Origin of the sequence: Serratia sp. CY84636, assembly GCF_052166245.1 — a bacterium.
In the GTDB taxonomy this organism is placed as follows: Bacteria; Pseudomonadota; Gammaproteobacteria; order Enterobacterales; family Enterobacteriaceae; genus Serratia; species Serratia nevei.
The window spans coordinates 491896-504162 of the sequence record NZ_JBJNOX010000001.1; the positions used below are offsets into that span (position 1 = coordinate 491896).

A 12267-nucleotide genomic window follows, 5' to 3' on the forward strand; every position below is an offset into this window, starting at 1 on the left:
TTTTCCTAGTTAGCCGGCGGTTTGTTGCAAATTTGTGGGCAGGTTAACAATTACCCGCGTGCCGCACTGCGTTTCCAGCGTCAGCTCGCCGCCCAGCGCGCTGACCCGCTCGCGCATCCCCTGAATGCCGAGGCCGGGCACCTTGTCCGCACGGATGCCGATGCCGTTGTCCCGTACCTCGAGGTGCAAAAGCGGCCCCTGTTGATACAAAACGATGGCGACTTCGCTGGCCTCGGCGTGTTTGCACACGTTGTTGAGCAGTTCTTGCAGCAGGCGGTAGAGGGTGAAGCGCACCGTTTCGCCGGCGGGCGTGTCGCTCAGCCGGTAATCGAAACGGCAGTGGATGCCCCGTTCGGCAAAGGCGAATTCGCTTAGCAGGTGGTGAAGCGCCTCTTTGAACGCCAGCTCGTCCAGCGCGGGCGGCCGAAGCTGGCGCAGCAGCTGGCGCGTGGAGTGATGAATGCGCCGGGCGAGCTCGCCTATCTGGTGCGCGGCGGCCTGGGTTTGCGCCGGATCGTGCGCCCGTTTGACCAGCTGCGACTGGATTTGAATCGCGGTGATGTTCTGGCCGATTTCATCGTGCAGCTCGCGCGCCAGGTTTTTCCGCGTGTCTTCTTCGGTGTGGATCAGTTTTTCGGTCAGTGCCCGCCGCGCCGCCAGCTCTTCTTCCAGGCGACGCTGATAGTGGTGCAGGTTTTGCGCCAGGTGCTGCTGGCGGCTGATGGCGATGCCCAGGCCGATGCCGAGCAGCGCCTGCGTCGCCAGAAAGATTTCCAGCTCGACCAGGTTGCCGAACCCCACGCCGACCTGCCGGGCGAGGGTGATCATCATGCTGCCGAGCAGGCCAGACAGCACACCGCCCTGCCAGCCGAACTTCCACGCCATCACCACGTTCGGCAGAAACACCACGATCAGCAGCAGGCGCTCGATTTCCGGCGACAGCACCATCTGCGTACCGATGCCGATAACGAAAAACAGGCTGCACCAGATGATTAAGGACGCGCGCAGCGGCGGGTTGGGGGTGTCCAGCCCCAGCAGGTGGTAACGGTGCTGCTGGCGCAGAAATTCAAAGATCAGATAGACGAACGGGGTCAGCAAGACGCCGCCAGTAAACGACGCCAGGCCAAGCAGCATCGCCGGGCTTGGCACAAACGGCGAAAGCAGGGCGGTGTTGAGCAGCGAGGCGGCGGTCACCGCAGCCAGCAGCAGCGTCAGCCGCTGCCAGTAGAGCGGAAAACGGTGCCAAAGTCGTTGCGCGACCGCAGCCGGAAACAGGGTGATAAACGGCGCGGCCAGCAGGCCGTAGCCGCTCAGCAGGCGTTCGCCGTGCAGCCATAACAGCAGCAGGATCGGCGGCACGATCAAGGCGGGCCAATAGCGACGCGCCAGCAGGATCAGCAGCGCGAGATAGACGCCGTGCGGCAGAAACAGCGCCGCCTGGTTGCCGTTGCGGGTCAGATAGAAACCGAGCGTCCACAGCATCAGCCAGCCGCTGCCCCAGGCCAACAGGATAAACAGCGAGATAACCCAGGGCCGGAAGCGGGGCGACATCAATGCCCCGCCAGCAGCTGATGGTCGAGAGCGAAATGCACCAGCTCGATGGTGCTGTTGCACTGCAGCTTGCCCAGGACGTTGGCGCGATGCACGTGCACCGTTTTATGGCTGAGATCGAGCTTGAAAGCGATCTCCTTTACGCTGTCGCCTTTGACCAGCAGATCGAAGATTTCACGCTCGCGCGGGGTCAGCACTTCCAGCGCGGTGGCCGGCTGCTCGCCGCCGCGCAGCGCCCGCAGCGCGTCGGCGCACAGGTAATGGCCGCCCATATCGACGGAACGCACCGCCTGCACCAGCTCTTCCGGCCCGCAGCGTTTGGTCAGATAGCCGCTGGCGCCGGCGTCCAGCGCGCTCTGCACGAAGGTGGGGGAGTCATAGATGCTGAGGATGATCGCGCGGAACTGCGGCTTCTGTGCCCGCAGGCGTTTCAACAGGCTGAGGCCGTTTTCATCCGGCATGGCGATGTCCATCACCGCGACGTTGACGTCGTCGCGCAGCAATGCCGGCCAGGCCGCCGCTGCGCTGCTGTATTGCCCCACCACGTCGAGATCGTCCTCGAGGTTGAGCAACTGCGCAAAGCCGGAGCGCACCACCACATGGTCATCCACCAGTATCACACGGATCATTTTTCGCACTCTGTTGCCGAATCATGGCCCTATGATGCCTGCCGCCGCGGTGCTGGCAATCAGCCAAGCGCGGTTATGCAATCGGTGTAACAGAATCGTAATAAAAGGGCGCCGCTGTGCGTAATGCTGGTCACTTAAGCCTGACTGGCATTTTTTTATCCAGTCTCTGTACGTGGCGTGCAGGATGAATTGCCGTAAATGCCCAGAATTTCTCTGTTACTACAATGAACGGCAATTGGAGGGGCCGAAGGCGCGGCCCCTCCACCCGCGCCTTTGCTTAACACCGTCTGTCCGCTGTGCGGAAATTACTCGGCCCATCCTGGGCCTCGCCCCTTCGGGGCCGCTGCAAGCAGCGTTCAAATCTGCTCCCGGCAGATTTGTCCTCGCCGCGTCTGCATTGTCGGGCGGGTCGGCTGCGACAAACGTCCCTGTTAGTCTCGCCTCAACCGGCCTTCCCTGGCCGGTTGCCCCTGACAATGCCGTCTTGCTCGGCAGCCGGTGATGCGCGCCAAAGGTCAACACCCGAGCTGGTGGCTACCGGGCAAACCGTCCTTTATGAGGTCATGGCAGAGAAGAGAAGTCGGAGATGAGCACAGTGTAAGGCGCCCTTGAAGACGCCGAACGCAGGCATAGCGCATTAGGCGAAACCGCCATGGACGGCGGTTTCAGGTGAGACAGGCAGGGACGCCTGTCGCAACCGGCCTCAATGCGGTATGGCGGAGGGAGGGGAGTTGGCAAAGCCAACCGTCTGATAGGGCAAAGGCGCGGGTTGCCAGGGGCCGCGCCTTCGGCCCCTGGCTCGGTCGAGGCGTATGAGCCTCATGGCGCATCTCACCTTTATCGACCGAAAACTGCACAAATACGTTCAGAAAAACGCTAACTGACCAGCATTACGCCGCCGGCGCCCTCAACGATCCAAATCGATGGCGAAATGCTGCCACAGCGCGGTGCGCCGTTCCTCTTCCGAATGCAACGTCGTTTCGTGGCGCTGGTGATCTTCGGTCACGATCAGCTTCATGTCGCTGAGGGTCACCCGGCCGTGGTCCGTCGGCCGTGAACACACCAGGCGCTGGGTGAAATGCGACTGCGGCGAGGTGCTGTGGAAGCGGCACATCTCGTCGAACTCGTGCAGCTCGCGCGGCTGAACGGTAAAGCGATACAGGGTTTTAGCATGCGAACGTTGGTCGCCGTTGCGGCGCTCCAGCAGGTAATACTCGCCTTCCCGTTCCAGGTGGAAGGTGCCGCTGGCCTGCGGTTGCGGTTCGGCGACGACGATCTTCAGCGGCGTCAGGAAGGAATCGCCGAAACCGACGTCTACCAGCCATGCTTGATCTTCCAGATCCACCCGCAGCGCCAGATGGTCGTAGGGCGGGCCGAAATGGCCGTCGCGCGTGCGGATCTCGCCGGAGATGAAGCTCACCTTGAAACCGATCTCGCGCAGCAGCAGAGCGAACAGCGTGTTCAGCTCATAACAGAAACCGCCGCGGTTGCGCTCGACCACCTTGTTGAACAGCGCCTCCGGCGCCAGCCGGATGCCCTGATGATAAATAATGCTCAGATTCTCGAACGGGACGCTCAGCATGTGGCGATGGTGCAGCTGTTGCAACGTGGGGAGGTCAGGGCGGGCGGCGCCGGTAAAGCCGATATGCTGCAGGTAGCGTTGGGTATCCACAGGGTGTCTCGCATGAGAAAAAGTAGGCATAAAATAGCGGGCTTTGCAGCTTTTGTGAGCGCATTACGTGCTGCGCTGTCGCTGCTGCCGCAAACTGTCACCGGTCGGCGCTAGCCTGTTCCCCTGAGTTCAACGTTGCAGGAGAACGGCTATGCAAGATTTCAAACATCGGGTGGCGCTGGTGACCGGCGCTTCCACCGGCATCGGCGAAGCGATCGCCGCCGAGCTGTTTCGGCGCGGCGCCACGGTGGTAATGACCGGCCGCCACGCTGCGCCTCTCGCCGCCGCCGCCGCGCGGCTCGATCCCGACGGTCGACGGGTGATGACGTTGCGGATGGACGTGCGCGATGCGCCGTCGGTGCAGCAGGGCATTGAAGAGACGGTGCGGCGCTGCGGCGCGCTGCATCTGCTGGTCAACAACGCCGGGATCACCGGCCCGCACGAGGTGGACATCGATCGATACGCGGTCGAAGACTGGCATGAGGTGATCGCCACCTGCCTGAGCGGCACGTTTTTCGGCATGAAGTACGGCCTGCCGGCGATCGTCGCCGGCGGCGGCGGGGCGGTGGTGAACCTCTCTTCCGCCAACGGCGTGGTGGGCATTGCCGGGATTGCGCCTTATACCGCCGCCAAGCATGGCGTGCTGGGCCTGACGCGCTCGGCGGCGCTGGAATTCGCCTCGCGCGGCGTGCGCATCAACGCCGTCGGGCCGGGCTATGTGGATACGCCGGCGATGGGGGCGCTGCCGGCGTCAGCGCGGGCGCAGATGGCCGCTTCGCACCCGCTGGGGAGAATGGCGACGCGGGAAGAGGTGGCGAAAACGGTGGCTTTCCTGCTCTCGGACGACAGCAGTTTCACCACTGGCGCGTTTTACAGCATCGACGGCGGTTATACCGCGCGCTGAGCCAGCGCCTGCAGCCAACTGAGAAACGCCGCTGCGCCGGGTTTTTCCAGCGTGCGCGGCGGGTAAACCACGTAGTAGGGTTTGCTGAGCGGCAGCGCCGGTTCGGCCAGGGTGACCAGCTGGCCTTCCGCCAGTTCACGGGCGATCAGCCGCCGCTGGCCGAGCAGCACCCCGCGCCCTTGCACGGCGGCGTCGATAGCCAGCGAAGTCAGGTTATAGGTCAGCCCGCGCCGCGCCGGCGGCATTCGATCGGCGGCGGTGAACCACTCGTGCCAGCCCGGCAGAAACTGGCTCTCCTTGCCCCAGTCGACGTGGATCAGCGGTAGCTGCGTCCAGTCGCCGCGAGCGTGCAGCGCCGGGCTGCACACCGGCTGCACCCGATCCTGAAACAGCCGCACCTTTTCCAGCAGCGGATAGTCCTGATCGCCGAAGCACAGGGCGAAGTCCGCCGCTGAATGGGCGAAATCGACCGCCGCATGGGTGGCGTGCAGCCGCAGATCGCCGTCGGGGCACTGCGCCAGCCAGTCGCCCAGCGCCGGCAGGGCGAATACCGTCAGCGCCTGTTTGCCGCGCTGGCGCTCGACGTGCTGCTGCGCCACGCGCAGCGTTTCGAACGCCTCCTGCACGTAGGCCAGGTAGTCCGCGCCCTGTTCGGTCAGCGTGACGCCGCTTTTGGCGCGGATGAACAGCGTGATCCCCAGATGTTGCTCCAGCTGGCGGATCTGCTGGCTGACGGCGGCGGCGGTCAGCGCCAGCGTATCCGCCGCGCGGGCCAGGCTGCCGGTGCGGGCGGCGGTTTCGAACGCCAGAATGGCGCTCAGCTTGGGCAAGCGCGCGCGGGACGGTGAGTGCATGGGCAGGGCTATCGCTAAGAATTGGTTAGCTTATCCATAACGTATTTTTGTTATGGCGGCAATGCGCCATTCGCTACAGTGAGAGGCATCCGGCTATCGCACACGAGGGGAATGTCATGCCGCAACTTGCCGATATTATCGATCTGCCCGCCCATCCCATCGACGACGCCGAGTTCCGCGCCCGTTGCCGGCAAACGCTGGAGCGCAGCGGTGCGTTAGTACTGCCGGGATTTCTGCGCGCCGCCGCGCTGGCGACGGTGCGGCTGGAAGGCGCCGAACAGCACCACGCGGCGTTTTATGCCACCAGCAAACACAACGTGTATCTGCGGCCGCAGGACGACGCACTGCCGGCCGATCATGCGCGTAACCGGCTGGTGGTGTCGTCCAAAGGCTGCATTACCGACGAAGATATTCCGCCGCAGTCGCCGCTGCGTGCGCTGTACGACGCTCCGGCGTTTCGCGCGTTCCTCTGCGCGGTGCTGGATGAGGCGCAGCTGTATCCCTACGCCGATCGGCTGTCGTCGATCAACCTGCATTACGCCCACACCGGCCAGGAGCTGGGCTGGCACTTCGACAATTCGTCGTTCGCCATCACGCTGCTGATCCAGAAACCGGCGGCGGGCGGGCGCTTCGAGTACGTCGAGAACCTGCGCGACGCCGATCGCGGCGAGATGAACTATGCCGGGGTCACGCAGGTGCTGGACGGGGAGCGGGCGGCCAAACGGCTGGCGATGGAGGAGGGGGATTTGGTGCTGTTTCGCGGGCGCAACGCCATGCACCGGGTGACGCCGACCGAAGGTGACATCACGCGCATGCTGGTGGTGCTGGCCTACAATGCGCAGCCAGACGTGATGCTGTCGGAAAGCGCCAGAATGACGTTCTACGGCCGGTTATAGCGGATAAAAAAAACCGCCCCGGAGGGCGGTTTGTCGAATCAGTGCGGGTTTTGTTCTTCGTGAGCCTGCTGTTCCAGCTTCACTTCCTGCGCGCGCTTGCGCAGGCCGAACCAGCCCAGCGTCAGCAGCACCGCCAGCACCGGAATGGTGGCGATGGTCCAGGTGCCGTTCGGGTAGTCGAACGCCATCATCACCACCACGATCAGCAGGAACGCCAGCGTCAGCCAGGAGGTGAACGGCGCACCCGGCATTCTGAACGAGACCGGCTGTGCGCGGCCTTCGCGCACGGCTTTGCGCAGGCGCATCTGGCAAACGATGATAAATGCCCAGGAGGCGATGATGCCCAGCGAAGCGATGTTCAACACGATCTCGAACACCTGCGACGGCACCAGATAGTTGAGCACCACGCCGATCACGTAGATGCCGCAGGTGACCAGGATGCCGGCGTAAGGCACCTGCTGGCTGCTCATTTTGGCCATCAGCTTCGGCGCGGAGCCGCCCATCGCCAGCGAGCGCAGGATGCGGCCGGTAGAGTAGAGGCCGGAGTTGAGGCTGGACAGCGCGGCGGTCAACACCACGATGTTCATGATGGTGCCGATATAAGGCACGCCCAGCTTGCTGAAGAAGGTGACGAACGGGCTTTGGCCGGCCTGATAGGCGTTCCACGGCAGCAGCAGCACCAACAGCACCACGGAGCCGACGTAGAACAGACCGATACGCCAGATCACGCTGTTGATCGCTTTGGGCATCATTTTGGCCGGATCTTTACACTCGCCGGCGGCGGTGCCGATAAGCTCAATGCCGGCGAAGGCGAAGATCACCCCTTGCACCAGCACCAGTGCCGGCAGCAGGCCGTGCGGGAACATGCCGCCGTTTTCGGTGATCAGGTGCATGCCGGTGGTGTGGCCGGCGACCGGGGTGCCGGTGCCGAGGAACACCACGCCGACAATCAGGAACAGCGCGATGGCGGCGACCTTGATCAGCGCGAACCAGAATTCCATTTCGGCGAACCATTTCACGCCGATCATGTTCATGGTGGCGACGATGCCGAGCGCGCCGAGGGCGAACAGCCATTGCGGCACGTCGGCGAAGGTGCCCCAGTAGTGCATGTACAGCGCTACCGCGGTGATGTCGACGATGCCGGTCATCGCCCAGTTGAGGAAATACATCCAGCCGGCGACGTAAGAGGCTTTCTCACCGAGAAATTCGCGGGCGTAAGAAACGAAGCTGCCGCTGGAAGGGCGATGCAGCACCAGTTCGCCCAGCGCGCGCAGGATGAAGAAAGAGAAGATCCCGCACACCAGATAGACCAGCGCCAGCGCCGGCCCGGCCAGTTCGAGACGGCCGCCGGTACCGAGGAACAAGCCGGTGCCGATCGAACCGCCAATGGCGATCATTTGGATCTGCCGGTTACCCATGCTTTTGTGATAACCGGATTCATGGGAGTCTAGCCAGCGTCGTCTGGCGGCGTGTTTATCGTCCGCCGACTTTTTTTGTGAGTGCATTATCCGTCCTGTTTACCTGTCTATGATGAACTCCGCCCTGAGCTTCAGGGCAAACGATTGCCATCAGCAATCGTAATGAGAATGAGGTCGTAGCATCATTCCGCTGTTTATTGTGTATACAGCCGCCGTTAAATAACGGCGTGGCATGCTACCGTTTCCCGATAAATGTGGCAAAAAAACCTGTGCGCAAAGCGTGAGCAATTGTGTGTATTTTTTAAACTGAAAACAAAAGCGCATATTATTCAGTAAGATGAGTCTCATTATCAACACGGAAATATCGAACGATAAAAGTGATTGAAATCACAGAATAATAATTACCTTGCAAACTAAAGGGATTTGACGGTTATTTCGCGTGGGGGCAAAGGCGGGCGGAAAATAAAGCGGTGGCGCCTGCGCGGCGATGGGCGTGCGCAGGCGAATGGGGCGAGGGGGTTTTTTAGGCCGATTCACCGGCCGGCAGAGCCGAAGCCGGCAGGCCGAACAGCTTGTCGAACGCCCAGTTAAACAGGAAGGTGTAGCAAGGAATGATGACGATCAGCGCCATGTCCAGCAGCAGCGCCTGCCACAGCGTGATGCCCATCCACCAGGCGATCAGCGGGATCAGATACACCACCAGCGTCAGCTGAAAGCCCACTGCGTGCAAAATGCGGCGCTTGAGGGTGCGGGTGCGCGACGCCTGGCGGCTTTCCCACCACTCGAACAGGTAGTTGTAAATGAAGTTCCAGCTGACCGCGAGGGTGGTGATCACCACCGCCAGCGGCCCGGTGCTGCTCGGCGCGTGGCCCGACAGCAGCGCCAGCCCCAGCGCCGAGATCGTCATGCCGATAAGTTCATAAGCGGTGACATACACCAGTTTGCGTTTGACGCCTTGCATTGTTTTCTCCCGATCTGTTTTTAGTTGCCTCTGTGGCGACGGCGGCTAAGATAGCGTCAATCACATTGATAGAAAAAGTCAGGAGCTGTCAGTTTTACTGACAGGTTAAACGATGAACTTTTCCAGCGACAATATCGAACTGTTTCTGGCGGTGCTCGATCGCGGTTCGTTTTCCGCCGCCGCCCGCGCGCTGCGGCGCGTACCCTCCGCCGTCAGCATGGGCATCGCCAACATGGAGGCGGAGCTCGGTTTCGCACTGTTCGATCGCTCGCACCGCGAACCGACGCCGACTGCGCTGGCGTTGGCCCTGGCGCCGCACGCCCGCCTGATCGCCGGGCAGCTCAAGCAGCTGCAGGTGCACGCCATCGAACTTTCCCAGGGGCTGGAAAGCACGCTTTCGATCGGCGTGGCGTCGGACATCAACGGCGCCGGCCTGCTGGCGGCGGTGAAAACGCTGTCGCAGCGTTATCCTCTGCTGAACATCGAAGTGCTCAGCGCGCCGCAGGACGACGTGCTGCATATGCTGCATCAGGGGCGCATTGGCGTCTGCCTCGCGTTCGGCGGGCTGAACATCAACAGCGCGGAGCAGTTCCACTCCGTCGGCGCGGAGTCGCTGGTGGCGATGGTATCGCCGCAGCATCCGGCGCTGGAGGGCGCGGCGGGCGAGCTGTTTCTCGAGGATCTGATCAACGTGCGGCAGATCATGGTGGCCAGCCGCGATCTGCCGATCGGCGATCTGCGCCCGCAGGTGGCGGAGGCCTACTGGCGCACCGACAGCCTGCCGATGGCGCTGAACATGGTGGAAGCGGGCCTGGGGTGGGGCAATTTCCCGCTGTCGCTGGCCGAGCCGCTGCTGGCGCAGGGGCGGCTGGTGCGGCTGAAATTCAAAAACACCAAGAACGAGCTGCGCTTGCCGATGCATCTGATCTGGCTGAAGAGCCGCCCGCTGGACAAGGCGGCGCGCGAGCTGGTCGAGCTGATGCGCGCGGCGCCGCAGGAGAGCTGACGCCAGGCGCGCTGGCTTATTCCGCGTGGCGTTTGCGCCACCAGAAGCGCACCAGCAGGATGGCGGCAATCGCCAGCGCGACAAACAGCAGGCTGGAGAGTTTTTTGTCGAAGCCGGTAACGAAGCTTTCGATCGCCTGGCCGCCAAAATAGCCGAGCATGACGAAGATCGTCGCCCACAGAATGGCGCCGAGGAGGTTGAGCGGCACAAAGCGCGACGGCGGCAGGCGGCTGGCGCCGATCAGCACCGGGCCGATGATGCGGAAGCCGTACATAAAGCGCACTCCGATAACGAACAGCATCGGGTGGCGAGCGATCAGCCTTCTGGCGCGCGCGATGCGCTTTTCCTGCCCTTTGAGCCGCGAGATGACCCGGCCTTCGAACCGGCGGCCGGTGAAGTACAGCAGCTGATCCCCCAACGTGCCGCCGAGCGCCACCACCGCTATCACCCACGGCCAGTGCAGCAGCCCTTCGTGGGCGGCGATGCCGCCCAGCAGCGTTATGGTTTCTCCCTCAGCCAGGCAGCCGATAAACAACGCCCAGTAGCCGTAGTCCGTAATGTAGTGGGCCAAATCGGTCATTCCTTACTCCTTATGTGACTGACGCATAAGGGCAAGTATACGCCCGATCGCTAGCCTTGGGCGATCTGGGCCACCAACGCTCTGCGCTGCGCCAGGCTTTCCGCCATTTGTGCCTGTACCTTGGCGTAAATGTGCGGCGGGGCCAGTTCCGGCGTGCCGCCCGTGAACGGCGGGGCCGGGGCGTATTCCAGATAGAGTTGGATCGTCTGGGCAGTGTCTTCGCCGTGCAGTTCGGCGATCAGCGCCAGCGCAAAGTCGATGCCGGCGGTGACGCCGCCGCCGCTGATCACGTTGCCGTCGCGCTCAACGCGTGCAGCGCTGGGGATGGCGCCGAACAGCGCCAGGCTGTCGCGCATCGACCAGTGGCAGGCGGCGCGTTTGCCCGGCAGCAAGCCGGCGGCGGCCAGGATCAGCGAACCGGTGCACACCGAGGTCAGGTAGCGGGCATCGGCGCCCAGCCGCCGGATTTGCCGCATGAACGCTTCATCCTGCAATGCCTGGGTGCAGCCGCTGCCGCCCGGCACGCACAGCACGTCGCAGCGCGCGATCTCCGGCAGCGGGCGCAGCTGGGTGAAGTGCAGGCCTTCCGATTCGACATCCGCGCCGTCTACCGAAGCGACGACGATTTCCGCGCCCGGCATGTGGCGCAAAAACTGCAATGGGCCGGTGAAATCGAGTTGGGTGACGCCTTGATAGATGGGAAATACAATCACGAGTGGTTCAGACATGACATTCGCCTCATTTTTATCGTTGGACCTGGGCCATAATAGCCGCCCTGTTTTTGGCTGTTATGACAGATAACCCTCAAAAAGCGCCATCATGAAAACGATCGGTTTTGTGGTTTTTCCCGGTTTCAACCTGCTGGACTTTGCCGGCCCGCTGGCGGCGTTCGATAACGTCAGCCAGTTTACCGATCCGCCGGCCTACCGCTGCGTGGCGATCTCGCCGCAGGGCGGGATGGTCGCCAGCTCGGCCGGGGTGGAGATCGCCACGCAGCCGTGTGGCGACGAGCGTTTCGATACGCTGGTGGTGGCCGGCGGCAGCGGCAACGTGATGGCGGCGCAGTCGCCGGCGCTGGTGGCGTTTCTGACGACCCACAGCCGGCGAGCGCGGCGCATCGCCAGCGTGTGCACCGGCGCGTTTATTCTGGCGGCCTGCGGTTTGCTGGACGGTAAACGTGCCACCACCCACTGGTATCATGCGGCGCGGCTGCAGCAGAGTTATCCGCGCATCCGCGTCGACAGCAACCGTATCTTCATTCGCGACGGCGATATCTGGACCTCGGCCGGCATCAGCGCCGGCATCGATCTGGCGCTGGCGTTGATAGAAGACGACCTTGGCGCCACGATGGCGGCGGGCGTGGCGCGGCAGCTGGTGGTCTACCACCGGCGCCCCGGCGGGCAGTCGCAGTACTCGCTGCTGCTGGCGTTGAACCCGTCGTCGGATCGCATGCGCGCCGCGCTGTCGTTCGCGCGCGAGCACTTGCACCTGCCGCTGTCGGTGGCGGATCTGGCCGACGTCGCCTGCCTGAGCGAGCGCCAGTTCGGTCGGCTGTTCCGCGCCGAAACCGGGCAGACGCCGGCCAAGGTGATCGAACAGCTGCGGGTGGAGGCGGCCAGGGTGCGCATCGAAGAGAGCGCCGAGCCGCTGGAGGCGATCGCCCGTTCGGTGGGATTCAGCGATCCGGAGCGCATGAGGCGGGCGTTTATCCGGGTATTTGGCCTGTCGCCGCAGGCGATCCGCCGGCTCGGCCGCGCGGGATAACTTTTTTGCCACGCCTGGCGGCGGGGCGCACC

At 63.2% G+C, this 12267-nt stretch carries 12 protein-coding genes; 4 read left to right on the forward strand and 8 right to left on the reverse strand.

Features of this window, described 5'->3' with window-relative positions; all coding sequences use genetic code 11:
- Positions 1-9: 9 nt before the first annotated feature.
- The 3 genes from ACJ8QI_RS02485 to ACJ8QI_RS02495 all read right to left on the reverse strand — a co-directional run bounded on the left by ACJ8QI_RS02485 (position 10) and on the right by ACJ8QI_RS02495 (position 3852).
- Positions 10-1551 carry an MASE1 domain-containing sensor histidine kinase gene (locus ACJ8QI_RS02485; protein WP_130042684.1) on the reverse strand — a complete coding sequence of 514 codons (1542 nt, stop codon included), beginning with the start codon at positions 1549-1551 and terminating at the stop codon, positions 10-12.
- Positions 1551-2180 (reverse strand): response regulator, encoded by a 630-nt coding sequence (locus ACJ8QI_RS02490; RefSeq protein WP_197778852.1) that lies wholly within the window; start codon positions 2178-2180, stop codon positions 1551-1553. The genes ACJ8QI_RS02485 and ACJ8QI_RS02490 overlap by 1 nt, the downstream gene beginning before the upstream one ends.
- A gap of 907 nt (positions 2181-3087) precedes the next feature.
- Positions 3088-3852, reverse strand: coding sequence for an arylamine N-acetyltransferase family protein (locus ACJ8QI_RS02495; RefSeq protein WP_442532023.1), 765 nt, complete (start codon positions 3850-3852; stop codon positions 3088-3090).
- Positions 3853-4003: 151 nt separating this feature from the next.
- Between ACJ8QI_RS02495 and ACJ8QI_RS02500 the strand changes: the two genes are divergently transcribed.
- The gene (locus tag ACJ8QI_RS02500; RefSeq protein WP_336843132.1) at positions 4004-4756 is read left to right on the forward strand and encodes an SDR family NAD(P)-dependent oxidoreductase; all 753 of its coding nucleotides are present in this window, start codon (positions 4004-4006) and stop codon (positions 4754-4756) included.
- Here ACJ8QI_RS02500 and ACJ8QI_RS02505 read toward each other — a convergent pair.
- Positions 4741-5610, reverse strand: coding sequence for a LysR substrate-binding domain-containing protein (locus ACJ8QI_RS02505; RefSeq protein ID WP_442532024.1), 870 nt, complete (start codon positions 5608-5610; stop codon positions 4741-4743). The genes ACJ8QI_RS02500 and ACJ8QI_RS02505 overlap by 16 nt on opposite strands.
- Before the next feature lie 116 nt (positions 5611-5726).
- Between ACJ8QI_RS02505 and ACJ8QI_RS02510 the strand changes: the two genes are divergently transcribed.
- Entirely contained in the window at positions 5727-6506 is a 780-nt protein-coding gene (locus ACJ8QI_RS02510) for a HalD/BesD family halogenase (protein WP_033642261.1), read from the forward strand.
- Positions 6507-6544: 38 nt separating this feature from the next.
- Here ACJ8QI_RS02510 and ansP read toward each other — a convergent pair whose 3' ends face one another.
- Complete coding sequence (gene ansP / locus ACJ8QI_RS02515; protein WP_049201110.1) at positions 6545-8011, reverse strand: L-asparagine permease; 1467 nt, start codon at positions 8009-8011, stop codon at positions 6545-6547.
- 436 nt (positions 8012-8447) lie between these two features.
- On the reverse strand, positions 8448-8885 hold the full coding sequence (locus ACJ8QI_RS02520) for a PACE efflux transporter (protein ID WP_047728368.1): 438 nt from the start codon (positions 8883-8885) through the stop codon (positions 8448-8450).
- A gap of 112 nt (positions 8886-8997) precedes the next feature.
- On the opposite strand from ACJ8QI_RS02520, the gene ACJ8QI_RS02525 reads away from it, so the two are divergent.
- Positions 8998-9891 carry a LysR family transcriptional regulator gene (locus ACJ8QI_RS02525; RefSeq protein WP_060440473.1) on the forward strand — a complete coding sequence of 298 codons (894 nt, stop codon included), beginning with the start codon at positions 8998-9000 and terminating at the stop codon, positions 9889-9891.
- 16 nt (positions 9892-9907) lie between these two features.
- Here ACJ8QI_RS02525 and ACJ8QI_RS02530 read toward each other — a convergent pair whose 3' ends face one another.
- Both ACJ8QI_RS02530 and ACJ8QI_RS02535 read right to left on the reverse strand, forming a co-directional pair.
- Complete coding sequence (locus tag ACJ8QI_RS02530) at positions 9908-10471, reverse strand: DedA family protein (protein WP_413714246.1); 564 nt, start codon at positions 10469-10471, stop codon at positions 9908-9910.
- A gap of 50 nt (positions 10472-10521) precedes the next feature.
- Entirely contained in the window at positions 10522-11199 is a 678-nt protein-coding gene (locus ACJ8QI_RS02535) for a DJ-1/PfpI family protein (protein WP_060420976.1), read from the reverse strand.
- A 91-nt stretch (positions 11200-11290) separates the two neighbouring features.
- Here ACJ8QI_RS02535 and ACJ8QI_RS02540 point away from each other — a divergent pair, with 91 nt between their 5' ends.
- Positions 11291-12235, forward strand: a complete 945-nt coding sequence (locus ACJ8QI_RS02540) for a GlxA family transcriptional regulator (RefSeq protein WP_442532025.1) — start codon at positions 11291-11293, stop codon at positions 12233-12235.
- Positions 12236-12267 lie beyond the last annotated feature (32 nt).

Excerpts from the sequence above, each read along its gene's own strand:
- ACJ8QI_RS02530 (WP_413714246.1), bottom strand. The coding sequence starts at position 10,471 with ATGACCGATTTGGCCCACTACATTACGGACTACGGCTACTGGGCGTTG.
- ACJ8QI_RS02485 (WP_130042684.1), bottom strand. The coding sequence starts at position 1,551 with ATGTCGCCCCGCTTCCGGCCCTGGGTTATCTCGCTGTTTATCCTGTTG.
- ansP (WP_049201110.1), bottom strand. The coding sequence starts at position 8,011 with ATGCACTCACAAAAAAAGTCGGCGGACGATAAACACGCCGCCAGACGA.
- ACJ8QI_RS02535 (WP_060420976.1), bottom strand. The coding sequence starts at position 11,199 with ATGTCTGAACCACTCGTGATTGTATTTCCCATCTATCAAGGCGTCACC.
- ACJ8QI_RS02505 (WP_442532024.1), bottom strand. The coding sequence starts at position 5,610 with ATGCACTCACCGTCCCGCGCGCGCTTGCCCAAGCTGAGCGCCATTCTG.
- ACJ8QI_RS02540 (WP_442532025.1), top strand. The coding sequence starts at position 11,291 with ATGAAAACGATCGGTTTTGTGGTTTTTCCCGGTTTCAACCTGCTGGAC.
- ACJ8QI_RS02525 (WP_060440473.1), top strand. The coding sequence starts at position 8,998 with ATGAACTTTTCCAGCGACAATATCGAACTGTTTCTGGCGGTGCTCGAT.
- ACJ8QI_RS02490 (WP_197778852.1), bottom strand. The coding sequence starts at position 2,180 with ATGATCCGTGTGATACTGGTGGATGACCATGTGGTGGTGCGCTCCGGC.
- ACJ8QI_RS02500 (WP_336843132.1), top strand. The coding sequence starts at position 4,004 with ATGCAAGATTTCAAACATCGGGTGGCGCTGGTGACCGGCGCTTCCACC.
- ACJ8QI_RS02510 (WP_033642261.1), top strand. The coding sequence starts at position 5,727 with ATGCCGCAACTTGCCGATATTATCGATCTGCCCGCCCATCCCATCGAC.
- ACJ8QI_RS02520 (WP_047728368.1), bottom strand. The coding sequence starts at position 8,885 with ATGCAAGGCGTCAAACGCAAACTGGTGTATGTCACCGCTTATGAACTT.